21 protein-coding genes and 1 pseudogene are annotated in these 24668 nt (G+C 76.6%); 12 read left to right on the forward strand and 10 right to left on the reverse strand.

Going from position 1 to position 24668, the window contains the following annotated elements:
- The first annotated feature begins 11 nt into the window (after positions 1–11).
- Together ACZ7LB_RS23225 and ACZ7LB_RS23230 are read left to right on the forward strand one after the other, a co-directional pair.
- The gene (locus tag ACZ7LB_RS23225) at positions 12–776 is read left to right on the forward strand and encodes a futalosine hydrolase (RefSeq protein WP_471470840.1); all 765 of its coding nucleotides are present in this window, start codon (positions 12–14) and stop codon (positions 774–776) included.
- Positions 763–1614 carry a 1,4-dihydroxy-6-naphthoate synthase gene (locus ACZ7LB_RS23230; RefSeq protein WP_471470790.1) on the forward strand — a complete coding sequence of 284 codons (852 nt, stop codon included), beginning with the start codon at positions 763–765 and terminating at the stop codon, positions 1612–1614. Before ACZ7LB_RS23225 ends, ACZ7LB_RS23230 begins: the two co-directional genes overlap by 14 nt.
- Positions 1615–1816: 202 nt before the next feature.
- Here the strand turns inward: ACZ7LB_RS23230 and ACZ7LB_RS23235 are convergent, their stop codons facing one another.
- Complete coding sequence (locus tag ACZ7LB_RS23235) at positions 1817–2200, reverse strand: cold shock domain-containing protein (protein WP_161223961.1); 384 nt, start codon at positions 2198–2200, stop codon at positions 1817–1819.
- A gap of 152 nt (positions 2201–2352) precedes the next feature.
- On the opposite strand from ACZ7LB_RS23235, the gene ACZ7LB_RS23240 reads away from it, so the two are divergent.
- Positions 2353–2625 carry a hypothetical protein gene (locus ACZ7LB_RS23240; protein ID WP_471470792.1) on the forward strand — a complete coding sequence of 91 codons (273 nt, stop codon included), beginning with the start codon at positions 2353–2355 and terminating at the stop codon, positions 2623–2625.
- A 144-nt stretch (positions 2626–2769) separates the two neighbouring features.
- Here the strand turns inward: ACZ7LB_RS23240 and ACZ7LB_RS23245 are convergent, their stop codons facing one another.
- Positions 2770–3783 (reverse strand): hypothetical protein, encoded by a 1014-nt coding sequence (locus ACZ7LB_RS23245; RefSeq protein WP_471470794.1) that lies wholly within the window; start codon positions 3781–3783, stop codon positions 2770–2772.
- Positions 3784–3901: 118 nt separating this feature from the next.
- Here ACZ7LB_RS23245 and ACZ7LB_RS23250 point away from each other — a divergent pair, with 118 nt between their 5' ends.
- The 3 genes from ACZ7LB_RS23250 (at position 3902) to ACZ7LB_RS23260 (ending at position 9131) form a co-directional block, all read left to right on the forward strand.
- Positions 3902–6691 (forward strand): helicase-associated domain-containing protein, encoded by a 2790-nt coding sequence (locus ACZ7LB_RS23250; protein WP_471470795.1) that lies wholly within the window; start codon positions 3902–3904, stop codon positions 6689–6691.
- 540 nt (positions 6692–7231) lie between these two features.
- Positions 7232–7402: a hypothetical protein gene (locus ACZ7LB_RS23255; RefSeq protein WP_265292850.1), complete on the forward strand. Its 171-nt coding sequence runs from the start codon at positions 7232–7234 to the stop codon at positions 7400–7402.
- 85 nt (positions 7403–7487) lie between these two features.
- Positions 7488–9131, forward strand: coding sequence for a DNA repair helicase XPB (locus tag ACZ7LB_RS23260; protein ID WP_471470797.1), 1644 nt, complete (start codon positions 7488–7490; stop codon positions 9129–9131).
- Between the two features lie 333 nt (positions 9132–9464).
- Here the strand turns inward: ACZ7LB_RS23260 and ACZ7LB_RS23265 are convergent, their stop codons facing one another.
- Positions 9465–9650, reverse strand: a complete 186-nt coding sequence (locus tag ACZ7LB_RS23265) for a hypothetical protein (RefSeq protein WP_471470798.1) — start codon at positions 9648–9650, stop codon at positions 9465–9467.
- 495 nt (positions 9651–10145) lie between these two features.
- Here ACZ7LB_RS23265 and ACZ7LB_RS23270 point away from each other — a divergent pair, with 495 nt between their 5' ends.
- Positions 10146–12200, forward strand: a complete 2055-nt coding sequence (locus tag ACZ7LB_RS23270; protein ID WP_471470800.1) for a HelD family protein — start codon at positions 10146–10148, stop codon at positions 12198–12200.
- 785 nt (positions 12201–12985) lie between these two features.
- Here the strand turns inward: ACZ7LB_RS23270 and ACZ7LB_RS23275 are convergent.
- Together ACZ7LB_RS23275 and ACZ7LB_RS23280 are read right to left on the reverse strand one after the other, a co-directional pair.
- Positions 12986–13681, reverse strand: a complete 696-nt coding sequence (locus tag ACZ7LB_RS23275) for a copper homeostasis protein CutC (protein WP_471470802.1) — start codon at positions 13679–13681, stop codon at positions 12986–12988.
- 404 nt (positions 13682–14085) lie between these two features.
- Positions 14086–14766: a maleylpyruvate isomerase family mycothiol-dependent enzyme gene (locus ACZ7LB_RS23280; RefSeq protein WP_471470803.1), complete on the reverse strand. Its 681-nt coding sequence runs from the start codon at positions 14764–14766 to the stop codon at positions 14086–14088.
- Positions 14767–15137: 371 nt separating this feature from the next.
- Between ACZ7LB_RS23280 and ACZ7LB_RS23285 the strand changes: the two genes are divergently transcribed.
- Positions 15138–15800: an HD domain-containing protein gene (locus ACZ7LB_RS23285; protein WP_471470804.1), complete on the forward strand. Its 663-nt coding sequence runs from the start codon at positions 15138–15140 to the stop codon at positions 15798–15800.
- Between the two features lie 106 nt (positions 15801–15906).
- Complete coding sequence (locus ACZ7LB_RS23290; protein ID WP_471470842.1) at positions 15907–16956, forward strand: GNAT family N-acetyltransferase; 1050 nt, start codon at positions 15907–15909, stop codon at positions 16954–16956.
- Positions 16957–17084: 128 nt separating this feature from the next.
- On the opposite strand, the pseudogene ACZ7LB_RS23295 reads toward ACZ7LB_RS23290, so the two are convergent.
- Positions 17085–17351: pseudogene (locus ACZ7LB_RS23295) on the reverse strand (DUF4031 domain-containing protein); the annotation flags it as partial.
- Positions 17352–17359: 8 nt separating this feature from the next.
- Positions 17360–17743, reverse strand: a complete 384-nt coding sequence (locus ACZ7LB_RS23300) for a hypothetical protein (protein WP_471470806.1) — start codon at positions 17741–17743, stop codon at positions 17360–17362.
- Positions 17744–17797: 54 nt separating this feature from the next.
- Between ACZ7LB_RS23300 and ACZ7LB_RS23305 the strand changes: the two genes are divergently transcribed.
- The 3 genes from ACZ7LB_RS23305 to ACZ7LB_RS23315 all read left to right on the forward strand — a co-directional run bounded on the left by ACZ7LB_RS23305 (position 17798) and on the right by ACZ7LB_RS23315 (position 20531).
- Positions 17798–18757: a MurR/RpiR family transcriptional regulator gene (locus ACZ7LB_RS23305; RefSeq protein ID WP_471470807.1), complete on the forward strand. Its 960-nt coding sequence runs from the start codon at positions 17798–17800 to the stop codon at positions 18755–18757.
- Between the two features lie 224 nt (positions 18758–18981).
- Positions 18982–19932, forward strand: coding sequence for an N-acetylmuramic acid 6-phosphate etherase (gene murQ, locus ACZ7LB_RS23310; RefSeq protein WP_471470808.1), 951 nt, complete (start codon positions 18982–18984; stop codon positions 19930–19932).
- Positions 19933–19967: 35 nt separating this feature from the next.
- A complete protein-coding gene (locus ACZ7LB_RS23315; protein ID WP_471470809.1) occupies positions 19968–20531 on the forward strand; it encodes a hypothetical protein in 564 nt (187 codons plus the stop codon).
- Between the two features lie 171 nt (positions 20532–20702).
- Here the strand turns inward: ACZ7LB_RS23315 and ACZ7LB_RS23320 are convergent, their stop codons facing one another.
- The 3 genes from ACZ7LB_RS23320 to ACZ7LB_RS23330 form a co-directional block, all read right to left on the reverse strand.
- Positions 20703–21833, reverse strand: a complete 1131-nt coding sequence (locus ACZ7LB_RS23320) for an NADH:flavin oxidoreductase (protein WP_471470810.1) — start codon at positions 21831–21833, stop codon at positions 20703–20705.
- Between the two features lie 247 nt (positions 21834–22080).
- Positions 22081–23703, reverse strand: a complete 1623-nt coding sequence (groL, locus tag ACZ7LB_RS23325) for a chaperonin GroEL (RefSeq protein WP_161223941.1) — start codon at positions 23701–23703, stop codon at positions 22081–22083.
- 333 nt (positions 23704–24036) lie between these two features.
- Positions 24037–24240 (reverse strand): cold-shock protein, encoded by a 204-nt coding sequence (locus tag ACZ7LB_RS23330; protein WP_004929928.1) that lies wholly within the window; start codon positions 24238–24240, stop codon positions 24037–24039.
- Positions 24241–24668: the final 428 nt, after the last annotated feature.

Consider the following 24668-nt stretch of genomic DNA (forward strand, 5'->3'; position numbering starts at 1 on the left):
CCCGCGTCCTGGTGGCCACCGCGGTCCCCGCGGAGCGGGACGCGGTGGCCCGCGCGTTCCCGGGCCCGGTCACCGAGGTGATCCGTCCCGGGGCCGTGCTGCACCGGCTGCCGCACGGCTGGGACCTGCTGACCGCCGGGGTGGGCCCCGCGCTCGCCGCCGCCTCCACGGCCGCCGCGCTGACCGCCGCGGCCCTCGGCGGCGACCCCTACGGGCTGGTCGTCTCGGCCGGCATCGCCGGCGGCTTCGCGCCCGGGGCACCGGTCGGCTCGCTGGTGGTCGCGGACGAGATCACCGCCGCCGACCTGGGCGCCGAGACGGCCGACGGCTTCCTGCCGGTCACCGACCTCGGCTTCGGCACCGTCACCCACCGCCCCCCGGCCGCCCTGGTGCGCGCGGTCGCCGCGGCCACCGGGGCCCGCCCCGGCACGGTCCTGACCGGCTCCACGGTGACCGGCACCGCCGCCCGCGCCGACCTGCTGCGCTCCCGGCATCCGCGGGCCCTCGCGGAGGCCATGGAGGGCTTCGGCGTCGCCGAGGCCGCCGCCGCCCACGGGGTGCCCGTACTGGAACTGCGCGCGGTCTCCAACCCGGTGGGCCCGCGCGACCGCGCCGCCTGGCGGGTGGGCGACGCCCTCGCCGCCCTGACGGCGGCCTTCGCCGCGCTCGGCGGGCCGGGCGGCGCCCGGGAGCCGGACGGGCCCCGAGGACCGGGGAGACGGCCGGGGAACCCCGGGACCGTCCTGACGAGTTGGACCACACATGACCACCGGTGAAGCCCTGCGGATCGCCTACTCCCCCTGCCCGAACGACACCTTCGTCTTCGACGCCCTCGCCCACGGCCGCGTCCCCGGCGCCCCCGCCCTCGACGTGACCTTCGCGGACATCGACATCACCAACGGCATGGCCGAGCGCGGCGAGCACGACGTCCTGAAGGTCTCCTACGCCGTGCTGCCGAGGGTCCTCGGGGAGTACGCCCTGCTGCCCTGCGGCGGGGCCCTGGGCCGGGGCTGCGGGCCGCTGGTGCTGGCCCGCGAGGAGGGCGCCGACCTGCGGGGCCGCACGGTGGCGGTGCCGAGCGAGACGTCGACGGCGTACCTGCTGTTCCGGCTGTGGGCGGCGGACGCGGTGCCCGGCGGGGTGGGCGGCGTCGTGGTCATGCCGTTCCACGAGATCATGCCCGCCGTGCGGGACGGCCGGGTCGACGCCGGACTCGTCATCCACGAGGCCCGCTTCACCTACCGGGACTACGGGCTGCACCGGATCGCCGACATGGGCGAGCACTGGGAGAGCACCACCGGGCTGCCGATCCCGCTGGGCGCGATCATCGCGAAGCGGTCGCTGGGGGCCGGGACGCTGACCCGGCTCGCGGACTCCGTCCGGGCCTCGGTCCGCGCGGCCTGGGACGACCCCGCGCTCTCGCGGCCCTATGTGATGGAGCACGCCCAGGAGATGGACCCGTCCGTCGCCGACCAGCACATCGGGCTGTACGTCAACGAGTTCACCGCCGACCTCGGCGAGGACGGCTACGCGGCCGTCCGGGGCTTGCTGACCCGCGCGGCGGCCGAGGGACTCGTACCGGCCCTCGGCCCGGACGCGCTGGATTTCCCTTAGGGTCTTCCGTTCGGATCGGGCCGGATCGGGGAGCGGGGTCCGGCGCCGTGCGTCACGAGGCGGAGGAGGGAGTCGGGGGCGGAGCCCCGGCGACCGACGACAACGCGACGGGGTGCGGTGCCAGGGCCCGCGAGCCCGGCCTGATCCGAACAAGAGGCGCCCCAAGGAAAACGCGTCCGGGCCGCGGGCGCGGAACGGCGGCTCACACGTCCAACTGGTCCGCGACCGCGCGCAGCAGACCGGCGATCTGCTTTCCCGCCGCCTTGTCGGGATAACGGCCCTTTTCCAGCATCGGGGTGATGTTTTCGAGCAGGGTCGTCAAATCCTGCACGATCGAGGCGAGTTCGTCGGGCTTCCGGCGCTGCGCCGCGGCGACCGAAGGCGCCGGTTCCAGCAATGTCAGGGAAAGCGCCTGGTCGCCGCGCTGACCCGCGACGACACCGAATTCCACGCGCTGGCCGGGCTTCAGCGCCTCGACTCCGGCGGGGAGGACCGAGGAATGCACGAAGACGTCACCGCCGTCGTCGCGGGAGAGAAAGCCGAAGCCCTTCTCGCTGTTGAACCACTTGACCTTGCCGGTGGGCACGTCCGTCCTCGTCCTCGTGTTCGTCGGAAAACCGCTCATGACAGCACTCGGGCGGGTCGTGGGGACCCGCCGGTGTCCAGGCTAATGCTCCAGGGGCCGGTGACAAGACGTCCGCCGGTCGGTCCCCTCGGGGTGGGAACTACCCTGGTGGGGTGGCTGACAAAACCCAAGCGAATTCCTCCGGGCCCGGCGACCGGCTGGTCCGCGCCGGAGCGGTCGTCTTCTTCGTCGGCGCCGTGGCCGCCCTGATCACGGTGGCCCCGCTGCTGATGGGGACGACGCCGTTCCCGGTCTACATGTTCGGCCTGAGCATGCTGATGGGCGTCGGGTTCCTCATCGCCGGCGCGGGCGTCCTGCGGTCCGTCGCGGCGGGGCGCCGCCGGGCGCGCGCGCTGACCGGAGGGGCGCCCTCGCCCACCCCGTAGCGCCCCTCCGTCCACCCCGTGGCGCCCCCCAGGACCGGCCGGGCCGCCCCCCGGGTCCCTCGGGGATCCGCCCGGAGGGGCTCCGGAGCCTGCCCGGAGAGGGCCTCGGGGCCGTCCCGGAGGGGCCGTGCCCGGACCCTCGGGTCAGCCCTGGTGGCGGCGGGCGTGCCAGAGGAGGTAAAGGGCGGTGGCGACGGCGGCGGCCCGCAGCGTCCAGGGCCAGGTCTCGGCGACCGCGTCCCGCATCGCCCCCTGCGCGACCGGATCGCCCCAGCGGCCGTCCGCGCGCCCCCAGAGCCAGACGGCGGACGCGGCGGCGACCGTGCCGGGCAGCCCCAGCACCGCCCACCGGGACTGCTCGCGGGTCAGCCGCCGCGAGCAGTAGGCGATCAGCCAGCCCAGGCCCAGCGGGACGAGCGAGCCGAGCAGCGCCCCGGCGGCCAGCAGCGCCGCCCCCGTCAGCAGCAGGGGGTTCCGCGCGCCCCCGGCGGGCCACAGGCGCGGCAGCCCGAACCGCCGGGCGGACCCGCCGGGCCCGCCGCCCGCGGCCTCCGCCCCGGGGGCGTCCGGCGCCCCGCCGTCCTCGGCGTCGTCCTCGTCCGGATCCCCGGACGGCGGCGGCCTGAGCAGTTCCGGGATCTCCACGCCGCCGACGAACCCCGGCACGCCGTCACCGGCCCCGAACGGGCCCCCGGCGGTCCCGAACGGTCCCCCGGCGCCGCCGGACGGCCCGTCCACCCGCCACCACTCGCGCCGTTCGGCGCGCTCCCCCGCCATGCCCCCCGGCACCGCCGCCCCGGTCCCGGCGGCCCCCGGGGACGGCGCGGCGCCGCGCGGGCCCGCGCCCCGGGACCCGGCGGAGGGCTCGTCCGCCCGCTGCACGGGCACGGCGGGGGCGGGCGGCGGGGGCGCGCCGCCCGCCGCCCCCGGCCCCGCTCCGGCCGCCTCGACCAGGTCGTCGGGGCTGCCCAGCCCGTCCAGGATGCGCCGCACGGCGGCGGGACTGTCCGCGGCGGCCCCGGACCGGTGCCGGTCGATCCGCTCGCGCAGGTCCGCGACCAGCCGCATCCGGGCGGCGGACGGCAGCTGCCGCTGCTGCGCCACGTCGCCGACGCGGCTCAGATACTCGTAGACGACCTGGTCGCTCTCGATCCCCACGAACCCCTCCGGGCCGGTGCGTTGTGGTGCTCCGAGGCACGAAGGTACCGGTTCACCGCGCCGGGGCGGCCCGGCGGCACGACTGCTCGCCGCACGGGACACCGGCTAAGTTGGGCCGATGAGCACCGAGGAGAAGCCCGCGGCCCCCCGGTCCCTCGCGGAGGCGCTCCGCGGCAGGGACGACGCCTCTCTGGCCGCCCTCCTGCGCAGCCGGCCCGACCTCGTCACCCCCGTGCCCACGGACCTCACCCAGCTCGCCACCCGGGCCGGCACCCGCGCCTCGGTGGTGCGGGCGCTGGAGCGGCTGGACCGGTTCGCGCTCCAGACGGCACAGGCGCTGGCCGTGGCCGCCGACCCGGCGCCGTACTCCGAACTGCTCGCGCTGATGGCCGGTGACGACGCCGACCCGGCCGTGACCGCCGCGCTCCCCCGGGCCCTGGCCGGGCTGCGCGAGCAGGCCCTCGTGTGGGGCGGCGACGACCGGCTGCGGCTGGTGCGCACCGCCCGGGAACTGCTCGCCCCCTCCGCCCGCCACCCCTCGCCGACGGGGCTCGGGCCCACCGTGCGGGAGGCCGCGGCGGGCATGTCGCCGGGCCGGGTGCAGGAGATCCTGGCCGCCGTCGGGCTGCCCTCGACGCACGACTCGGTGTCCGCCGTGGCCGCCCTGGCCGCCCTGTTCGCCGACCGGCGCCGGATGGCCGGGGTGCTCGCCGGGCTTCCCGAGGAGTCCCGTCAGGTGCTGGACCGGCTGGTGTGGGGGCCGCCGTACGGGCAGGTCACCCATGACCCGGCGCCCCATCTGCGCCGGCTGCTGGAGCGCGGGCTGCTGCTGCCGACCGCGCCGGGCACCGTCGTCCTGCCCCGCGAGGCGGCCCTGCACCTGCGCGGCGGCCGGGCGCACCGCTTGCCGGAGCCGCTGCCGCCCGCCGTGGAGGCCGCCGCGGCGCACCCTCCCCGGGTGGTGGACGCCACCGCGGCGGGCCAGGCGCTGACGGCGCTGGCCACGGTGGAGGAGTTGCTGAAGGACTGGGACGAGGGCGGTCCCGCGGTGCTGCGGGCCGGCGGGCTGAGCGTGCGCGACCTCAAGCGCACCGCGGCCGCGCTGGACGTGCCGGAGCAGGTGGCCGCCTTCTGGGCCGAGCTGGCGTACGCGGCGGGCCTGCTGGCCTCCGACGGCGAGGCCGACGAGCGGTACGCGGCGACCCCGGCCCACGACGAGTGGCGGGAGCTGCCGGCGGCCGAGCGCTGGGCGCGGCTGGCCGGGGCCTGGCTGACGGCGACCCGGGCGCCGGGGCTGGTCGGCGGCCGGGACGCGAAGGACCGCACGCTCTCCGCGCTCGGCCCCGGCCTGGACCGCTCGGCGGCGCCCGAGGTGCGGCAGCGGGTGCTGGGCCTGCTGGCCCGGCTCCCCGAGGGCTCCGCGCCGGACGAGGGCTCGCTACTGGCCCGGCTGGACTGGGAGCGCCCGCCGCGCGGGGACCGGCGGGAGCGGGCGGACGACGATCCGCGCACCCTGCTGGCCCGGTGGACGCTGGCGGAGGCGGAACTGCTGGGGATCACCGGGCGGGGGGCGCTGTCGGCGCCGGGACGCGCGCTGACCGGCGGGCCCGAGGCGCCCGCCCCGGGTGCGGAGGAGTCCGGCGCGGGGGGTTCCGGCGCGGACGGCGCGGGTGCGGGCGCGCCGGGCACGGGCGCGGACGGCGGCGGAGCGGGGGCGGGCGGGCGCGGTGGAGCCGGGACCGCCGGGGCCGACGGGGCCGACGGGGCCGACGGGGGCCGGGGTTCCGCGCGGTCCGGGGGGCGCGGGCCGGTGGCCGCCGGAGCGCACCACCCGGCGCCCGCCGACGGGCAGCCGCCGGAGCACGAGGCGCCCGCGGGCCCCGGTGACAAGCTCCCCGTGCACCACCGCACGCCCCCGGTGACGGCACCCCCGACGGCGGCCGAGCGGGCGGCCGCCGCCGCGCGCGCCGCCCGGCTGCTCGCCCCGCTGCTGCCCGAGCCGCTGGACCACGTCCTGCTCCAGGCCGATCTCACGGCGGTGGCGCCGGGCCCGCTGGAGCGGCCGCTGGCCGATGTCCTCGGGGTGCTGGCCGACGTGGAGTCCAAGGGCGGGGCCACGGTCTACCGGTTCACCCCCGGCTCCGTCCGGCGCGCCCTGGACTCCGGGCGCACCGCCGCCGACCTGCACGCCTTCCTGGCCGCCCACTCCCGTACACCGGTCCCCCAGCCCCTCGCGTACCTCATCGACGACGTGGCCCGGCGGCACGGGCGGCTGCGGGTGGGCGCCGCCTCGGCGTACGTGCGCTGCGACGACGACGCGCTGCTCAGCGAGATCCTGGCCGACAAGCGGGCGGCCCCGCTGGGCCTGCGCCGCCTGGCACCGACCGTGCTGGCCGCGCAGGCCGACCCGGGGGCGCTGCTGGAGGGGCTGCGGTCGATGGGGTTCGCGCCGGCCGCCGAGTCCGCCGCGGGCGATGTGCTGATCACCCGCGCCGACGCCCGCCGCACCCCGCCGCGCACCCCGCCGGAGCCGGTCCCGGACGGGCCGCCGGTGCCGGACGACGTCCTGCTCGCCGCCGCGATCCGCGCCGTCCGGGCGGGCGACCTGGCGGCCACCGCGCCGCGCAAGCCCGCCGCCGACGGCTCGGGGGCCGCCGCCGGGCCCGGGGAGCTGCCCCGGACCAGCGCCGCCGAGACCCTCGCGACGGTGCAGGCCGCGGTCCTGACCGGCGGGACGCTGTGGATCGGCTACGTCAACGCCGAGGGCGCCGCCAGCCAGCGGGTCATCGCGCCGGTCGGCGTGGAGGGCGGCTTCGTCACGGCGTACGACCACACGGCGGACGAGGTGCGCACCTATCCGCTGCACCGGATCACGGGCGTGGCGGAACTCGCGGACGAGGTGCCCTGACCGGGGGCCCGGCCGGAGGGGCGTCCGAGGCCGGTCGGGCCACGGGACCGGGGCGGCGGGACCGGCCCCCTCCCCGGGGGCCCGGGGAGGGACGCGGGGACCGGGGCCTGGCCCGGGGCCCGGGGAGGGACGTCGGCTCGGGGCGGAAGCGGGCCCGGAGACCCGCAGATCAGCAGATCAGGGCCGCGCCGGGTGCGGGGCCGGTGTCCAGTGGGAGCGAGCGGCGCCGGGCGGGTGCCCACCGTGACCGGGCGATGGCCGGGACCGGGCGGCGCTGGGACCGGTCGGCACCCCACCGGCAGCGCGGGACCGACCGGTGCCCCGCCGGGAGTGCGGGGACGCCGGTGCCCCGACGGGAGTGCGGGACGGGTGCGGGTCCGGCCGCCGTTGCGCCGTCCGGGTGTACGCGCCGGTCCATGCGCGCCACGCCGTGCGGTTCCCACGCGCGGGGGAGTTCCGCCCGCTCCGCGCATCGGCGCCGCGCGGCGCGGGCAGCCACCGGACGCACCGCGTTCCGCACCCTCCGAAAGGCCGGCCCCCATGTGCGCGCAGCTCTCCGACACCACCCGCTCCGCCGTCGCCGTCTCCGTCGCCGCCGTCGTGACCGCCGCCGCGCTGATCGGCGCCCTCGCCCCGGGCTCCACCGGCCCGCCCCCGCCCGGCCCCGCGGCCTCCGGGACACCGGGAGCCGACAAGGTCACGTTGCCGTAGCCGGACCGGGCACCCCGCGATCAGGCACACTGGACGATTGGCCGAACCGACGTCCGGCCGTCTGTGCGTGCGAAAGGTGCCGCCCGTGAATGGTCCGTTGATCGTCCAGTCCGACAAGACCCTGCTGCTCGAGGTCGACCACGAGCAGGCCGACGACTGCCGCCGGGTCATCGCGCCGTTCGCGGAACTGGAACGGGCACCGGAGCACATCCACACCTACCGCGTCACCCCGCTCGGCCTGTGGAACGCGCGGGCGGCCGGGCACGACGCCGAGCAGGTCGTGGACGCGCTGGTGGAGTACAGCCGCTATCCGGTGCCGCACGCGCTGCTCGTCGACATCGCGGAGACGATGGACCGCTACGGCCGGCTGACCCTCAGCAAGCATCCGGCGCACGGGCTGGTGCTGACCACCACCGACCGCCCGGTGCTGGAGGAGGTGCTGAAGTCGAAGCGGATCGCCCCGCTGGTCGGCGCCCGGATCGACGCCGACACGGTGGCGGTGCACCCCTCCGAGCGCGGTCAGATCAAGCAGACCCTGCTGAAGCTGGGCTGGCCCGCGGAGGACCTCGCCGGGTACGTCGACGGGGAGGCGCACCCGATCGAGCTGGCCGAGGACGGCTGGGCGCTGCGCCCGTACCAGAAGCAGGCCGTGGAGAACTTCTGGCACGGCGGCAGCGGGGTGGTCGTCCTGCCCTGCGGCGCGGGCAAGACCCTGGTCGGCGCCGGTTCGATGGCGCAGGCCCGGTCGACGACGCTGATCCTGGTCACCAACACCGTCTCCGCCCGGCAGTGGAAGCACGAGCTGGTGCGGCGCACCTCGCTCACCGAGGACGAGATCGGCGAGTACAGCGGCACGAAGAAGGAGATCCGCCCGGTCACCATCGCCACGTACCAGGTGCTCACGACCCGGCGGAAGGGCGTCTATCCGCACCTGGAGCTGTTCGACTCCCGCGACTGGGGGCTGATCATCTACGACGAGGTGCACCTGCTCCCCGCGCCGGTCTTCAAGTTCACGGCCGACCTCCAGGCGCGGCGGCGGCTCGGCCTGACGGCGACCCTGGTGCGCGAGGACGGGCGGGAGTCGGACGTCTTCTCGCTCATCGGGCCGAAGCGGTTCGACGCGCCGTGGAAGGAGATCGAGGCGCAGGGCTACATCGCGCCCGCCGACTGCGTCGAGGTCCGGGTCAACCTCACCGAGTCCGAGCGGCTGGCCTACGCCACCGCCGAGTCGGAGGAGAAGTACCGGTTCTGCGCGACGACCGCCACCAAGCGGAGGGTGACCGAGGCGATCGTGCGGCGCTTCGCCGGGCAGCAGATCCTCGTCATCGGGCAGTACATCGACCAGCTCGACGAGCTGGGCGAGCACCTGGGCGCGCCGGTGATCAAGGGGGAGACGACCAACGCCCAGCGGGAGAAGCTCTTCGACGCCTTCCGGCGCGGGGAGATCGGGGTGCTCGTGGTCTCCAAGGTCGCGAACTTCTCGATCGACCTGCCGGAGGCGACGGTCGCCATCCAGGTCTCGGGCACCTTCGGCTCCCGGCAGGAGGAGGCCCAGCGGCTGGGCCGGGTGCTGCGGCCCAAGGCCGACGGCCACCAGGCGCACTTCTACTCGGTCGTCGCCCGCGACACCATCGACCAGGACTTCGCCGCCCACCGCCAGCGCTTCCTGGCGGAACAGGGCTACGCCTACCGGATCATGGACGCGGACGAACTCCTGACCGAGGGCTGAGGGCCCGGGCTCCGGCCAGCGGCTCCCGGTGGCGGGGCCGCGGACCGCGCGGGACGCGGGACGCGGGCTGCGGGCTCGCGGGCTGCGCGGTCCGCGGGACGCGATGCCGGGCGCCCGAACGGGCGTCGCCGGGACGGGCGTCGACACCGGCACCACCCGGTGCGCGGCGCGCGCGGGGCCGGACGACGGGTGACCGTGTGCGCCGGACGACGGGACGACGGGACGACGGTCCACACCGGGCGGACGGAACGGCACCGGCGGTACGTCCGGCGCGGTCCGGTACTCCGGGACGGGTTCCTGTCCGCCGGGGCGGCGGTACGGCGGAGGGCCGGGTCAGCGGCGGCGGACGCCGGCCTCCTCGCCGTACTCCCCGAGGAGGACCACGTCGAAGGCGGCGCCCGCGAGCACCTTGGCGGCCCGCAGGGCATCGCCGAGGCGGTGCCGGTGGCTGTCGGTCACGGGCGTGGCACCGGCCGGTCGGGCCGGGGCCGGGACAGGGGAAACGGTTGCTGCGCTCATGCCTCCATGGTGATATTCCGGGCATGCGTCCGGCATCGGTCCGCAGACCGAATCCGCCCGCCCCCGCGTACGCCCCCGGACGGACCCCGGCCCCCGCCCCGGCACCCCTGTCCCCTAGGGGACACCTGGGGGAGGAAGGGGGGTCGGGAGAGGAACGGCCGGAGAGGCGGGGCCCGGGCCTGCGGAAACCGGGCGAGGCACGCCAGGAAGGGCGGTAGGGCGGGCCGACCCGGACGGTGGCGGCGCGGTCCTGCGGGTACGGCGCGCGCGGGAGCACCCCCCGCTTACCCGCGCCCCCCGGGAGGGACGGACACCCCGGGGAAACCCGTTGGCGTCCGCCGGCCGCCGTCGCCTAGAATCCCGCTCTTCCCCGCCTCCTCCACGGAGTGCCTCCGTCCGGACGGAAACCGGCCGGTTTCCGCGCGACACCGGGCCGCCGCAGCGCGTGCCGCCGCCCGCGCCGTCCACCCCCGCAGGCCGTCCGAAGGAGCTCCCTTGTCCACGCCCGTGCCCCCGCCCGCCCCCGACGACCCACTGGCCCGGGAGCGCGCCCACCTCGCCTCCTCCCGTTCCGCGCTGCGCGCGATGCGCGAGGACGCCGAGGCCCTCGACATCACCGACGTCACCGCGAACTGGGTCAACGCTACCGTGCTGCAACGCCAGATCGAGGACCGCGTCAAGGCGCTCGCCGACCTCGGCGGCACCCCGCTGTTCTTCGGCCGCCTCGACTACCTGCACGCGCCGGGCGCGGAGGCGGCCGAGGGCGCCGGGGGCGAGCGCTTCTACATCGGACGGCGCCATGTGCACGACGCCGCGGGCGACCCGATGGTGATCGACTGGCGGGCGCCCGTGTCGCAGCCGTTCTACCGGGCGTCCGCCAAGGACCCGATGGACATCGGGCTCCGCCGCCGCTTCGGCTACACCGGCGGCGACCTCACGGCGTACGAGGACGAGCGCCTGTCCGACCCGGCGGAGGCGGCGGCCACCAGCAGGCTGCTCCAGCGGGAGATCGAGCGGCCGCGCGTGGGCCCGATGCGGGACATCGTGGCGACGATCCAGCCCGAGCAGGACGAGATCGTGCGCGCCGGGCTCTCCGGGAGCGTCTGCGTCCAAGGCGGCCCGGGGACCGGGAAGACCGCCGTGGGCCTGCACCGGGTCGCCTACCTCCTCTACGCCCACCGCGAGCGGCTGGCCCGCGCCGGCACGCTGGTCGTCGGCCCGAACCGCTCCTTCCTCCACTACATCGAGCAGGTGCTGCCCGCGCTGGGCGAGCTGACGGTGCGGCAGGCCACCGTGGACGACCTGGTCGCCCACGTCGAGGTGCGCGGCGCCGACGACCCCGCGACCGCCGCGGTCAAGGGCGACGCCCGGATGGCCCTGGTGCTGCGCCGGGCGCTGTACGCGGGGATCACGCCGCCCGCCGAGCCGGTCGTGGTGGTCCGCGGCTCGCGCCACTGGCGGGTGCCCGCGCACGAGGTGGCGGAGATCGTCGGCGAGCTGCTGGAGCGGGACATCCGCTACGGCGCCGCCCGCGAGGCCCTCCCGCAGCGGATCGCGCACGCCGTGCTGGTGCGGATGGAGCGGGCGGGCGAGGCCCCGGACGACCGGGTGCAGGACGCGGTGGCCCGCAATCCCGCCGTCAAGGCGCTGGTGAAGGCCGTCTGGCCGCAGGCCGACCCGGCGAAGCTGGTGCTCCGGCTGCTCTCCGACCCGGACCACCTGGCGGAGCACGCCGAGGGCGTGTTCGACGCCGACGAGCAGAAGGCGCTGCTGTGGGCGCGGCCGGCCCGGTCGGTGCGGTCGGCCCGCTGGTCGCCCGCCGACGCGGTGCTGATCGACGAGGCCGCCGACCTGATCGAACGCACCCCCTCCCTCGGCCATGTGGTCCTCGACGAGGCGCAGGACCTCTCCCCCATGCAGTACCGCGCGGTGGGGCGGCGCTGCACCACCGGTTCCGCGACGGTGCTGGGCGACCTGGCGCAGGGCACCACGCCGTGGGCGACCCGGAGCTGGGCCGAGGCGCTGGCCCACCTGGGCAAGGCCGACGCGGTGGTGGAGGAGCTGACCGCCGGGTTCCGTGTGCCGACGGACGTGATCGCCTATGCCTCCCGGCTGCTGCCGCACATCGCGCCGGGGCTGGCGCCGGTCGGGTCGGTGCGGGAGAACCCGGGGTTCTTCGAGGTCCGCGCGGCCACCGGGACGGACGACGTGACCGGTGCCTGCCGGGAGCTGCTGGCCCGGGAGGGGTCGGTCGGCCTGATCGCCGCCGACGCGCGCGTGCCGGAGCTGGCCGGGGCGCTCGCCGCGGCGGGCCTGGCGCCCCTGGCCCCCGGCGAGGAGACCACCCGCGAGTCCCGGCTGACCCTGGTCCCGGCGTCCCTGGCCAAGGGCCTGGAGTACGACTACGTCGTCCTGGACGAGCCGGGCGCGGTGGTCGACGGCGAACCCGACGAGCGCACGGGCCTGCGCCGCCTCTACGTCTGCCTCACCCGCGCCGTCTCGGGCCTGATCGTCACCCACACGACGGCCCTGCCGGCCCAACTGGGCTGAGCGGCACGGAGCCGGACGGTCCGGACGTCCCCGCGCCCGGACATCCCGTGCCCGGGTCCGCCGAGGCGCCGTGGGGGTTCCCACTGAGCCGTCCCGGAACGTCCATGGGCGCCGGGGCGGAGCGTCCCCGGCTGGAGTGCGGGCCGGGGTGTCCCGGGCGCGGTACGAGCCGGGTGTCCCGGGCCGCCGTACGGGCCGGGTTCGTCCGGTGCGGGACGGACCCGGTGGGCGCCGCCGGTACCGCCGCCCCCGGCGGCCGTCCGCTCACGGCGCCCCGGCCACCACGCCCCAGCCGGCCCCCGTCCCCGGACACGCCCGCCCCCGCTCGCGCGGTCCCGTGGGCGCGGCGGTGCTCCCGAGGTCCCGGTGGACGATCGGCCCACCTGTACGGAACCCCGGCAGCCCCGCGGCGTCCCGGGGGTTGTGCCCCGCCGCTCCCCGCCCGCGCCCGCGCGGAACACGCACCGGTACCGGGCGCGGGCCCGGGAGTCCGGGCAGGCGCGTCGGAACCTCACCCCGGGCGGCCCCCGGCCGTACGACCACGGCCGTGACCGTCACGAGAGCCCGGTCGCGGCCACGACCGTCAGCGCAGCCTCAGCGGCCTCCGGCCGCCACGGCCGTCCCCCGCCCCGCGCCCCGCCGGGCGCGACCGGCACCGTGCGGCGCGTACCCACGGCCGCCGGGCGGCGCGTGCTCACCGTGCCCGGCCGACCGGGGGTCTCCGGAGGACGGCGCGTCGGTGGGGAGGCGCCGGACGGCGTGCCCGGTGCCTCCCCGCCTCGGGGTCACTTCGCGTCCAGCACGGCCCGCCACTGGGCGACCGACTCCGCCGACACCGGGCCGTCCCAGCCCTCCGGACGGGCCGCGCCGCCGATGTGGAAGCCGTCGATGCCGGCCTCCAGCAGCGTGGGCACGTGGTCCAGGCGCAGGCCGCCGCCGACGAGGAGCTGCTGCTCGTAGCCGTGCTCGCCGTGCCGCTCCGCCTCGGCGACCAGGGTGGCCAGGCCCTCGTCGACGCCGTCGGCGGCACCGGCCGTCAGATAGGTGTCCAGGCCGGGGAAGTCGGCGAGCCGCTTGCGCAGGGCGTCGCGGTCGGCGGCCCGGTCGATGGCGCGGTGGAAGGTCCACCGGCAGCCGTCCAGGGCCCCGGCGACGCGCTCCACCGCGTCGACGTCCAGATCGCCGTCGGCGCCGAGGAAGCCGAGCACGAACTGGGTGGCCCCGGCGGTCTCCCGCAGCTCGCCGGCCAGCTCCGCGAGCCGGTCGACGTCACCGGCGGCGAAGCCGTCGGCGAGCCGCAGCATCACCCGGAGGTCGATGTCGACGGCGGCGCGGATCGCGGCGACGGTCCCGGTCGACGGGGTGAGGCCGTCCGCGGCCATGTCGGTGACCAGTTCGAGGCGGTCAGCGCCTCCGGCCTGGGCGGCGACCGCGTCCTCGACGTCGAGGGCGATCACCTCCAGGACTGCACGCTTGCTCATGGGACCCCATTCGTCGGCTTCGTGGGCTGCTATAGGTCTAGTCCAATCAAAGACTAAACCCCGACAGGCCCCGGAGGGGCCCCCTCGGAAACCGCGCCGCCCCCGTTTCCCACCGCCTCCGTCGTCCTTCGGCCACCCTTCCGGACACCGTGCCCCCGCCCCCGCGCACGGCCGGGCACGGGACCGGGACGCACCGGACGCGGAACCGGGGCACACCGGACCCGCGTCCGGCCCCCGTCCGACCGTCGCCGGCCGGACCCGGCGCCGTGTCCGGCCCTCGCCCGGACCCGTGGCCGACCCGCGTGCCGACCCGCGTGCCGGTCCCGGCCGGGCCTCCGCGCCCGTGCCCCGCACCCGGCCCCGCCGCACCGCGTCGCACCCGCGCCCCGCGCCCGGCGCGCGCCTCACCAGCCGAAGAGGCTCAGCTCCTCCGCCGTCGCCCCCGCCAGCTCGTACCCGGAGGGCGCCGTCGCGCGTCCGCCGTAGAGGCGGACCAGGACCGGGGCCGGGCCGAGGTAGCGGGCCGGGGTCCGGTCGCCCGGGGCGGCGCCGAGGCGCAGCGGGGCGTCCGTGTCGTCGAGGTCGGCGTGGAGCGGCAGATGCCCCTGGCCACGGGTGATCTGGGCGAGCAGCGGCAGGGCGTGGGCCAGCCCCGCGCCCGCGTACGCCCCCGGCACCCCGAAGGTCTCGCGCAGATCACCGGCGTGCACCCACTCCCCCAGCGCGAGCAGGTCCAGCACCCCGTCCGCCCGCGCGATCAGGGGACCGACCCCGGTCATCCCGCGCTCCAGCTCGTCGAGGACGCGCGGGGCGTCCCAGCCGGCCCGCTCGGCGATGTCCCGTTCGTTGGACTCCGCCGTGAACACGCCCTTCTCCAGCCGCCCCTCCAGGACCCGGGTGAACGCCGCCGCGCAGTGCGCCAGCAGGTCCCGCGCCGTCCAGCCGGGGCACGCCGCCACCGGCAGCGCGAGGTCGTCCGCGGAGCGGGAGCGCAACAGGGGGAGCAGTTCGTCCCGTTCGGCCTCCAGGAGCCGTCCGGGGAGCGCGGGATCGCGTACGTCGTGCACATCAGCGGGAGTCGTCATGCGGACACGGTAGGGGCGGAGGACGCCCCGCGCGGGGAGGCCCCGCGCTCCCGCCCCGCCGCGGACGCGCGGACCGGTGGGGGCGCCGGGCCGGAGGACACCGCTCCGGCCCGGCGCGGGGACCGAGGGGCGCGGGACCGAGGGGCGCGGGGAGGCCCGGGAACACCGGCCCCCGGCACCACCGGGACCAGAGGCCGTCCGGGACCGGCACCCGGCGCCCTCACAACCCGCACCGCCGTGCCCCGCCCCCGCACCCTCAGAACCCGCACCGCCGGGTACCGGTGCCGCCGGCGGCCGGAGCTCCCGGACCGCCGGGCCCGCCCGGACCGCCGCCGGATGTGCCGGCGTCCCCCGGGCGCCAGAATGGGGCCATGACCGACGCCGACGCCCTGCGGGGGCGGTTCGTCAGGGTGCTGGACGCCGTGCGGGAGCCCGGGGCGGGCCCCCCGGCCCAGCCGTACGCCGAGGACCTGCTGCGGCGATGGGGCGAACCGCAGCGGCGCTACCACACGACCGCGCACCTGACCGCCGTCCTCGACCACGTGGACGCCCTCGCCGAGTACGCCGCGGACCCCGGCACCGTGCGGCTGGCCGCCTGGTTCCACGACGCCGTGTACCGGCCGGAGCTGTCCGGGAACGAGGAGCGCTCGGCGCGGCTCGCGCGGCGGGCGCTGACCGAGGCCGGGGCGGGGGCGGGGCGGACCGCCGAGGTGGCCCGGCTGGTGCTGCTCACCGCCACCCACGACCCGGCCGGCGACGACCGCGACGGACAGGTGCTGTGCGACGCGGACCTGGCCGTCCTGGGCTCGCCGCCCTCGGCGTACGCCGCGTACACGGCGGCCGTCCGCGAGGAGTACCACTTCGTGCCCTCCGACGCCTTCCGCGCCGGGCGGTCCGACGTCCTGCGCCGCCTCCTCGCCCTGCCCCGGCTGTTCCACACCCCCCGGGGGCGGGACGCCTGGGAGGCCACCGCCCGCTACAACCTCGCCGCCGAGCTGGAAATCCTCTCGCCCGGGGACGCGTCCGCCCCGTAGCCTCCCGGCCATGGTGACGACGGGGCGGGACACGGACGGGGCCACGGGGCACGGCGCGGGCGGGGAGCCGGCCTGCGGCAGGGGCGGGGAGCTCGCCGCGGCGCGGGTGACGGAGGCCGTCGCGGGCTCCGTCGCGCTGCTGCGCACGGCGGTGGACCGGGACTGGGACGGCACACCGGCGGCGGGCCTGGAGTGGAGCTGCCGCGCCACGGCGGAGCACCTGGCCGAGACCCTCTTCGCCTACGCCGGGCAGCTCGCCGCGCGGGCCGCCGACGCCTACGTCCCCTTCGGGATCACCCTCGACGAGGGCACCGGGCCCGAGGACGTCCTGCACGTCCTGGAGACCGCCGGGGCGCTGCTGGCCGCCGCCGCGGCCACCGCCCCGGCCGACGCCCGCGCCTTCCACCCCTACCCCCACCGCAGCGCGGGCCGCGAGGGGTTCGCGGCCATGGGCGTCACCGAGGTGCTGGCGCACACCCATGACATCGCGACGGGCCTCGGGCTGGTCCACGAGCCGTCCGCCGAGCTGTGCGCGTACGCGCTGACCCGGATCTTCCCGCACGTGCCGCCCGGCCCGGACCCCCTGAGCACCCTGCTGTGGGCCACCGGCCGCGGCGAGCTGCCCGGCCGGACCCGGCCCGCCGCGTGGACCTGGCGCAACGACCTCGTCCTGCCCGCCGGGCGTCTCCGCCTCCACGGCCTCACCCCGGCCGCCGCCCTCGACCTCGCCGCGGGCGGCGGCGGCGGCTTCGACTGGGTGGCGAGCGGGCCGTTCCAGGGCACCCGGGACGCCTCGCGGATGCTGGTCACGGCGTACGAGGCGGGGGCCCACCGGCCCGAGTGGGGCGTCTTCGTCCTGGTCCGCGCCGAGGACGGGCGCGCGGTCGGCGCCATCGGCTTCCACGGCCCGCCGAACGGCGAGAACCGCGCCGAGATCGGCTACGACCTCGCGGTGGACGGCCGGGGCCGGGGATACGCCACCGAGGCGCTGCGCGCGCTGTCGGCGTGGCCGCCGGCCCGGGAGGGCGGCACCCGCCTGCTGGCGATGACCGAGCCGGACAACACCGCCTCGCAGGCCGTCCTCACCCGCGCCGGATACGTCCGGACCCGGCGCGAGGAGGAGACGGGCCTGCTGGTCTACGAACTCCCCGGCTGACCCGGCGGACCCGCGCCGCCCGGCGCGGGCCACGGGTGGGGACCGCCCGGGACCACAGGACGCCACGGCGCCGGACGCGCCGAGGGGAGCACGGGCCCGCCCGACGTCCCCGGGGGCACCGGGCCCGGCGGCCCCGCCGCGCCCTTGCGCCGCCGCAGCCCCGCCCCGTGCAGCAGCCGCACCACCTCGCGGCTGCTCACCTGGAGCGCCCCGGCGGCGACCGCGTCCGCGTAGCGCTGCGCGGGCAGGTCGTAGTGGTCGCGCTCGAAGGCGCGGCGCGGCACGCCGAGGGCCGCCGCGAACAGGTGCAGCTCGGCGTAGGAGACGTCGCTGACCAGGTGCGACCAGAGGCGGCCGTGCCCCGGCCAGGTCGGCGGATCGATGTAGAGCGCCACCGGGACCCCTACGACGGCAGGGGGCCGCCGAGGGCGGCGCCCAGCGAGCCGACGGGGGCGACGACGACACCGGCCCGGTGGCACACCCAGCGCGGGTCCGGCCCCAGCTCGGGCTCCACCTCCAGGGCGTGCGGGTCGCCGGAACCGCAGACCGGGCACAGCGGCCAGCGGCCGTACCGCTCCAGCAGGGCGTCCTGCACGTCCTGGGCGACCAGTCCGGCCACGAACCCGGCGCCCTCCGGCCACTGCTCGACCCACCAGCGGCGCCCGGCGACGGCCTCCTCGACCAGCGAGACGACGTCCGCCTCCGCGACCCGTCCCGCGACCAGATCGGCCAGGACGAGGGCGCGGGCGGCGTGCAACGCCTGTTCCAGGGGGCTGATGGGGTCCATGCCTCCATTGTGCGCACTCTTGACCCGGCACCATAACGAAAATATCTTTCATTAGTGACCGATGACCTGAAGGAAAGTTTCGTCCCACCGGCCGCGGCCACCGTTCCCGGCGGTTCCCGGGCCTCCCTCCCGGCTCCCGCCGCCCTCGCCGCCAAGGTGCGCACGCTGACGCCGTCGATGACCCGTTCCATGCAGCGCGTCGCGGAGGCCGTCGCCGGGGACCCGGCGGGCTGCGCCGCCCTCACGGTCACCGGCCTCGCGGAACTGACCGGCACCAGCGAGGCGACCGTGGTGCGCACCGCCCGCCTGCTCGGCTACCCCGGCTACCGGGACCTGCGCCTGGCGCTGGCCGGGCTCGCCGCCCAGCAGCAGTCCGGCCGGGCGCCCGCCATCACCACCGACATCGCCGTCGACGACCCGATCGCCGACGTCGTCGCCAAGCTCGCCTACGACGAGCAGCAGACCCTCGCCGACACCGCCGCCGGACTGGACACCGCGCAGCTCGGCGCCGCCGTCACCGCGCTCGCCACCGCCCGCCGCATCGACGCCTACGGGATCGGCGCCTCCGGGCTGGTCGCCCAGGACCTCACCCAGAAGCTGCTGCGCATCGGGCTGCTGGCGCACTCCCCCGGCGACCCGCACCTCGCCGTCACCAACGCCGTGCAGCTCCGCGCCGGGGACGTCGCGCTCGCCATCACCCACTCCGGGTCGACGGGCGACGTGATCGAGCCGCTCCGGGTCGCCTTCGAGCGCGGCGCGACCACCATCGCCGTCACCGGCCGCCCCGACGGCCCGGTCACGCAGTACGCCGACCACGTACTGACCACCTCCACCGCGCGGGAGAGCGAGCTGCGGCCCGCCGCGATGTCCTCCCGGACCAGTCAGCTCCTGGTCGTGGACTGCCTGTTCGTGGGCGTCGCCCAGCGCACCTACGACACGGCGGGCCCCGCCCTGTCCGCCTCCTACGAGGCCCTGGCCCACCGCCACGCCCCCCGCGGCGGCACCGGCCGCTAGATGTCTTTCGTTTGGATCGGGCCGGACCCCGCGAGCCCGGCATGATCCAAACGAGAGGCCCCGGGCCCCGCCGTCGCCTCCCGTCCGCCCGGCGGCCCGCCCTCCGGGTGAACGGGGGAACGTGACGACAGGACCGGGGAACCCGGCCCGCCGCCCCGCACCGCACCGCACCGCATCCGCACCGCACCGCACCGCCCCGCATCGCACGGAGAGAGCCACCCCGTATGACCTCCACCTCCCGCACCCCCCGCCACCCGCACCCCGGCCTGCGCGACCAGCTGGAGACGCTCACCACCGAGGCGTTCCGTCCCGAGCTGGCCGAGATCGACCGGATGCCGACGCTGGAGATCGCCCGGCTGATGAACGGCGAGGACACCGCCGTGCCCGCGGCCGTGGCCGCGCGGCTGCCCGAGATCGCCGCCGCCGTCGACGCCGTCGCCGCCCGGATGTCCCGCGGCGGGCGGCTCGTCTACGCGGGCGCCGGCACCGCCGGGCGGCTCGGCGTGCTCGACGCCTCCGAGTGCCCGCCGACCTTCAACACCGCCCCCGGCCAGGTCGTCGGCCTGATCGCGGGCGGCCCCGAGGCCGTGGTCACCTCCGTCGAGGGCGCCGAGGACTCCCCCGAGCTGGCCCGCGCCGACCTGGACGCCCTCGCCCTGACCGCCGACGACACCGTGGTCGGCGTCTCCGCCTCCGGCCGCACCCCCTACGCCGTCGGCGCCGTCCGCCACGCCCGGTCGCTCGGCGCCCTCACCGTCGGCCTGGCCTGCAACTCCGGCAGCGAGCTGGCCGCCGCCGCCGACCACGGCATCGAGGTGGTCGTCGGCCCCGAGCTGATCACCGGCTCCACCCGGCTCAAGTCCGGCACGGCGCAGAAGCTCGTCCTCAACATGCTGTCGACGATCACCATGGTCCGGCTGGGCAAGACCTACGGGAACCTGATGGTCGACGTCCGCGCCTCCAACGAGAAGCTGCGCGCCCGCTCCCGCCGCATCGTCGCCCTCGCCACCGGCGCGGCCGACGACGACATCGAACGCGCCCTGGACGCCACCGACGGCGAGGTCAAGCACGCCATACTCGCCCTGCTGGCCGACGTGGACGCCCCCACCGCCGCCCGCCTCCTGGAGGACTCCCAGGGGCGGCTGCGCTCCGCCCTGGCGGCGGCGCACGGCTGAGGTGCGGGGCCCCGCCGTGTGCGACCCTGAACGACATGAACCACGCCCAGCGGACCGCCCTGGGCCGCGCCCTGCGCCTCCTCGGTGAGCACGGCGAGGCCCTGGCCGCCGACACCCCCGACGCCAAGCTGCACGAGGTCAGGGCGGACCTGAGGCGCGCGCTGGACCAACTGGAGGAGAGCGTCGCCGCGGCGGCCCCCACCACCCGCTGCCTCGACCACCCCAACGGGCCGGTCGACACGGCCGCCCCCGACCTGTGCCTGCTCTGCGAGACCCGGCGCCGCGCCGCCCGCCGCGACGAGTACAACGGCGGTCCCCTGCCGGCCCGCGCCGCCGAGCCGGTGCAGTCCCGCTACGGGGTGCGCGGGGACCGTCCGCAGCCCCAGCAGCGCTGGCTGCCGGAGGCGTGGAACGGGCAGGCGTGGCAGTTGTGCGGCACGCCCCGGCGGGACCGGCGCGAGGCCGAGCTGTACCTCGCGGCGCAGCGCCGGGGGCCGCGCGCGGCGATGGCGTACCGGCTGGTGCACGAGTTCACCGACTACGAGGTGCTGCGCGTGTGGGGGACGCCGGTGCGCGTCGACGTCGAGCCGATGGGCTGAGACCCGGGCCGGGGCCCTCCCCCGGGCCGGGCCCCTCCCTCCGGACCACCCCGCCCCCGGGACCACCCCGCCCCCGGGACCACCCCGCCCCCGGGACCGCCGCGCCCGCGGACGGCGCGGGCACGGACGGCGCGGGTCGCGGCGGGGCCGGGGAGGGGGCGCCGCGCCGCCTCAGCTCAGGGTGCCCAGGGAGGCGGGCCGGAAGGGCTCCAGTTCGCCGAGGCGGCCGTCGAGCACCTTGGCGGCCCACTCGGGGTCCTGGAGCAGTGCGCGGCCCACGGCGACGAGGTCGAACTCGTCGCCCTCCAGCCGGTCGAGGAGGCCGTCGAGGCTGTCGGCCGGGGCCCCGCCGTCCCGCGGGGCGGCGGTGAAGCCGCCGTCGAGGCCGACCGCGCCGACGGTGATGGCGGGCCTGCCGGTGAGCTTCTTCGTCCAGCCCGCCAGGTTGAGGTCCGAGCCGTCGAACTCGGGGACCCAGTAGCGGCGGGTGGAGGCGTGGAAGGCGTCGACGCCGGCCGCGGCGAGCGGGGCGAGCACCGCCTCCAGTTCCCCGGGGGTGGCGGCGATCCGGGCCTCGTAGGCGCCGACCTTCCACTGGGAGTACCGGAACAGCACCGGGAAGCCCGGGGAGACGGCGGCCCGCACGGCGGCCACGGTCTCGGCGGCGAAGCGGGTCCGGGAGGCGATGTCGCCGCCGTAGGCGTCGGTGCGGCGGTTGGTGCCCGCCCAGAGGAACTGGTCGACGAGGTAGCCGTGGGCGCCGTGGATCTCCACGCCGTCGAAGCCGAGGCGCTCGGCGGCGGCAGCGGCGTCGGCGAAGGCGCCGATGACGTCGTCCAGGTCGCGGAGGGTCATCTGCCGCCCGGTGGGGCGGTCGGCGCCGAGGCGCAGCCCGGAGGGTCCGACGGCGGGGGCGTCCGGGAACGGCGGGTCGCCCTGGCCGCGCTCCATGCCGATGTGCCAGAGCTGCGGGACGATCCGGCCGCCGGCGGTGTGCACCGCCTCCGCGACCCCCTTCCAGCCCGCCAGTTGCTCCTCGCCGTGAAAGCGCGGCACGCGGTCGCTCTGCCCGGCCGACGGATGGCCGACGTAGGTGCCCTCGGTGATGATCAGGCCGACCCCGGCGGCGGCCCGGCGGGCGTAGTAGGCGGCCACGTCCGCGCCGGGGACGCCGCCCGGGGAGTGCTCGCGGGTCATCGGGGCCATCACGACGCGGTTGGCCACCGTCAGTCCGTTCAGGGTGGCGGGCCTGCCGAGTAACCGGGCGGTGCGGGGGGACGCCTCGGGTGCGGAGATGGTCACGGTGGCTCCTTGGTGGTCCGGGAGAACTCTGTGCACGCGCATGGACTCGCGCCTGCCCCGGTCAACGGCCCCGGCCGGACCGGAATTCCCGCTCCGCTCCACCCGTCTCCCCCGGGGGACACGGCCGTTGCCCCGGCGGCGCGCGCGGCGGGCCCGGCCCCGGGCCCCGGAACGCGCCCGAGGGCGGCACCGCGGGCCGAAGCCCGGGTGCCGCCCTCGGGAGAAGGACGGGTGACCGGCGTGCCGGTCAGAAGTCCATGTCACCGCCCGGCATGCCGCCGCCGGCGGGGGCCGCGGCCTTCTCCGGCTTGTCCGCGATGACGGCCTCGGTGGTGAGGAACAGCGCGGCGATGGAGGCGGCGTTCTGCAGCGCGGAGCGCGTCACCTTCGCCGGGTCGATGATGCCCTCGGCGATCATGTCCACGTACTCGCCCGTCGCGGCGTTCAGGCCGTGACCGACGGTCAGGTTGCGGACCTTCTCCACCACGACGCCGCCCTCGAGACCGCCGTTGACGGCGATCTGCTTCAGCGGGGCCTCCAGCGCGAGCTTCACGGCGTTGGCGCCGGTCGCCTCGTCGCCGTCCAGCTCCAGCTTGTCGAAGACCTGGGAGGCCTGGAGCAGGGCCACGCCGCCACCGGCGACGATGCCCTCCTCGACGGCCGCCTTCGCGTTGCGGACGGCGTCCTCGATGCGGTGCTTGCGCTCCTTGAGCTCGACCTCGGTGGCGGCACCGGCCTTGATGACGGCCACGCCGCCGGCCAGCTTCGCCAGGCGCTCCTGGAGCTTCTCGCGGTCGTAGTCCGAGTCGCTGTTCTCGATCTCGGCACGGATCTGGTTGACGCGGCCGTTGACCTGGTCGGTCGAGCCGGCGCCGTCGACGATGGTGGTCTCGTCCTTGGTGATGACGACCTTGCGGGCGCGGCCCAGGAGGTCCAGGGTCGCGTTCTCCAGCTTGAGGCCGACCTCCTCGGAGATGACCTCGCCGCCCGTGAGGATGGCGATGTCGCCGAGCATGGCCTTGCGGCGGTCGCCGAAGCCCGGAGCCTTGACGGCGACGGACTTGAAGGTGCCGCGGATCTTGTTGACGACCAGCGTGGACAGGGCCTCGCCCTCGACGTCCTCGGCGATGATCAGCAGCGGCTTGCCCGACTGCATGACCTTCTCCAGCAGCGGGAGCAGGTCCTTGACGTTGGAGATCTTCGAGTTGGCGATCAGGATGTACGGGTCGTCGAGGACGGCCTCCATACGCTCCATGTCCGTGGCGAAGTACGCCGAGATGTAGCCCTTGTCGAAGCGCATGCCCTCGGTGAGTTCCAGCTCCAGACCGAAGGTCTGGGACTCCTCGACGGTGATGACGCCTTCCTTGCCGACCTTGTCCATGGCCTCGGCGATCAGCTCGCCGATCTGGGTGTCGGCGGCGGAGATCGAGGCGGTGGAGGCGATCTGCTCCTTCGTCTCGACGTCCTTGGCCTGCTCGAGCAGGGCGGCGGAGACGGCCTCGACGGCCTTCTCGATGCCGCGCTTGAGGGCCATCGGGTTGGCGCCGGCCGCGACGTTGCGCAGACCCTCGCGCACCAGGGCCTGGGCGAGGACGGTGGCGGTGGTCGTACCGTCACCGGCGACGTCGTCCGTCTTCTTGGCGACTTCCTTGACCAGCTCGGCGCCGATCTTCTCGTACGGGTCCTCCAGCTCGATCTCCTTGGCGATGGAGACACCATCGTTGGTGATCGTGGGGGCGCCCCACTTCTTCTCGAGGACGACGTTGCGGCCCTTGGGGCCGAGCGTCACCTTGACGGCGTCCGCGAGCTGGTTCATGCCGCGCTCGAGGCCGCGCCGCGCCTCCTCGTCGAACGCGATGATCTTGGCCATGTGAAGTGGTCCCTCCAGGACTGGGGGTGATTCCTTCGGACCGCGCCCGCGCCCGCGACGGACGGCTCGCCTGCCGCGGGTTCCTTCCCCCACCGGCCTGCGGGCCTCACCGACCCGGTCCTTCGTTGTCACTCTCACCTTCAGAGTGCTAACGCAATGATTAGCACTCGACCCCCGGGAGTGCAAGCGCCCCGGGCTCCGGAGCGGCCCGTCCGGCCGGTCCCGGACGGTCCTCCGGACCCGGAACCGGGGGCGTCCGGGCAGACCGGAGGGCCCGCACCTGTGGGGTGCGGGCCCTCCGGGAAAGACCGTTCGCTCGTGTGGCCGCGCGTCTCAGGCGCTGAGGCGGACCATGTCGGCCTGCGGGCCCTTCTGACCCTGCGAGATCTCGAACTCGACCCGCTGGCCTTCTTCGAGGGTGCGGTAGCCGTCCATCTGAATCGCGCTGTAGTGGACGAAAACATCCGCACCACCGTCGACCGCGATGAAGCCGTACCCCTTCTCCGCGTTGAACCACTTGACGGTGCCCTGAGCCATGCCTAACTCCCCTATTACTGGCCCTTGCGCGGATCCGCACCTCGCGAACCCGGGTCAGACCTCGCCCCCCACGAATGGGGGCGTGCGCCGGAACGCGTCGACCGCGGCCGAATGTATCTGCCCAACTGCCGTCTGCAACAGGTCAATCGGACGAGAAATCAGGACGCGGCCAGCCAGGAATGTTGCGACAGTTCACCCGGATTCAGGGCAAGTCAGACCGCACAAAGGGAACAAAGGTCGCGAAAGGCGCCCGCACTTTGGCTGCTTCTTGTCGGACGGGGAGCGGGAATTCGGGGCTCCGGACTTCACGACCGGGGGCGCGTTCCCCAACTCTACCGCGTTCAATCACATGGAATTGCCCCCTCCGCTTCTTTCCGCGGAGGGGGCAATGCGCACGGGGCCGGGCGGACGCCGCAGGGCGGCCCGGA

Source organism: Streptomyces sp. NPDC107521 (assembly GCF_055598485.1).

Excerpts from the sequence above, each read along its gene's own strand:
- groL (WP_161223941.1), bottom strand. The coding sequence starts at position 23,703 with ATGGCCAAGATCATCGCGTTCGACGAGGAGGCGCGGCGCGGCCTCGAG.
- ACZ7LB_RS23265 (WP_471470798.1), bottom strand. The coding sequence starts at position 9,650 with ATGAGCGCAGCAACCGTTTCCCCTGTCCCGGCCCCGGCCCGACCGGCC.
- ACZ7LB_RS23255 (WP_265292850.1), top strand. The coding sequence starts at position 7,232 with ATGTGCGCGCAGCTCTCCGACACCACCCGCTCCGCCGTCGCCGTCTCC.
- ACZ7LB_RS23330 (WP_004929928.1), bottom strand. The coding sequence starts at position 24,240 with ATGGCTCAGGGCACCGTCAAGTGGTTCAACGCGGAGAAGGGGTACGGC.
- ACZ7LB_RS23285 (WP_471470804.1), top strand. The coding sequence starts at position 15,138 with ATGACCGACGCCGACGCCCTGCGGGGGCGGTTCGTCAGGGTGCTGGAC.
- ACZ7LB_RS23315 (WP_471470809.1), top strand. The coding sequence starts at position 19,968 with ATGAACCACGCCCAGCGGACCGCCCTGGGCCGCGCCCTGCGCCTCCTC.
- ACZ7LB_RS23300 (WP_471470806.1), bottom strand. The coding sequence starts at position 17,743 with ATGGACCCCATCAGCCCCCTGGAACAGGCGTTGCACGCCGCCCGCGCC.
- ACZ7LB_RS23280 (WP_471470803.1), bottom strand. The coding sequence starts at position 14,766 with ATGACGACTCCCGCTGATGTGCACGACGTACGCGATCCCGCGCTCCCC.
- ACZ7LB_RS23230 (WP_471470790.1), top strand. The coding sequence starts at position 763 with ATGACCACCGGTGAAGCCCTGCGGATCGCCTACTCCCCCTGCCCGAAC.
- ACZ7LB_RS23275 (WP_471470802.1), bottom strand. The coding sequence starts at position 13,681 with ATGAGCAAGCGTGCAGTCCTGGAGGTGATCGCCCTCGACGTCGAGGAC.
- murQ (WP_471470808.1), top strand. The coding sequence starts at position 18,982 with ATGACCTCCACCTCCCGCACCCCCCGCCACCCGCACCCCGGCCTGCGC.
- ACZ7LB_RS23250 (WP_471470795.1), top strand. The coding sequence starts at position 3,902 with ATGAGCACCGAGGAGAAGCCCGCGGCCCCCCGGTCCCTCGCGGAGGCG.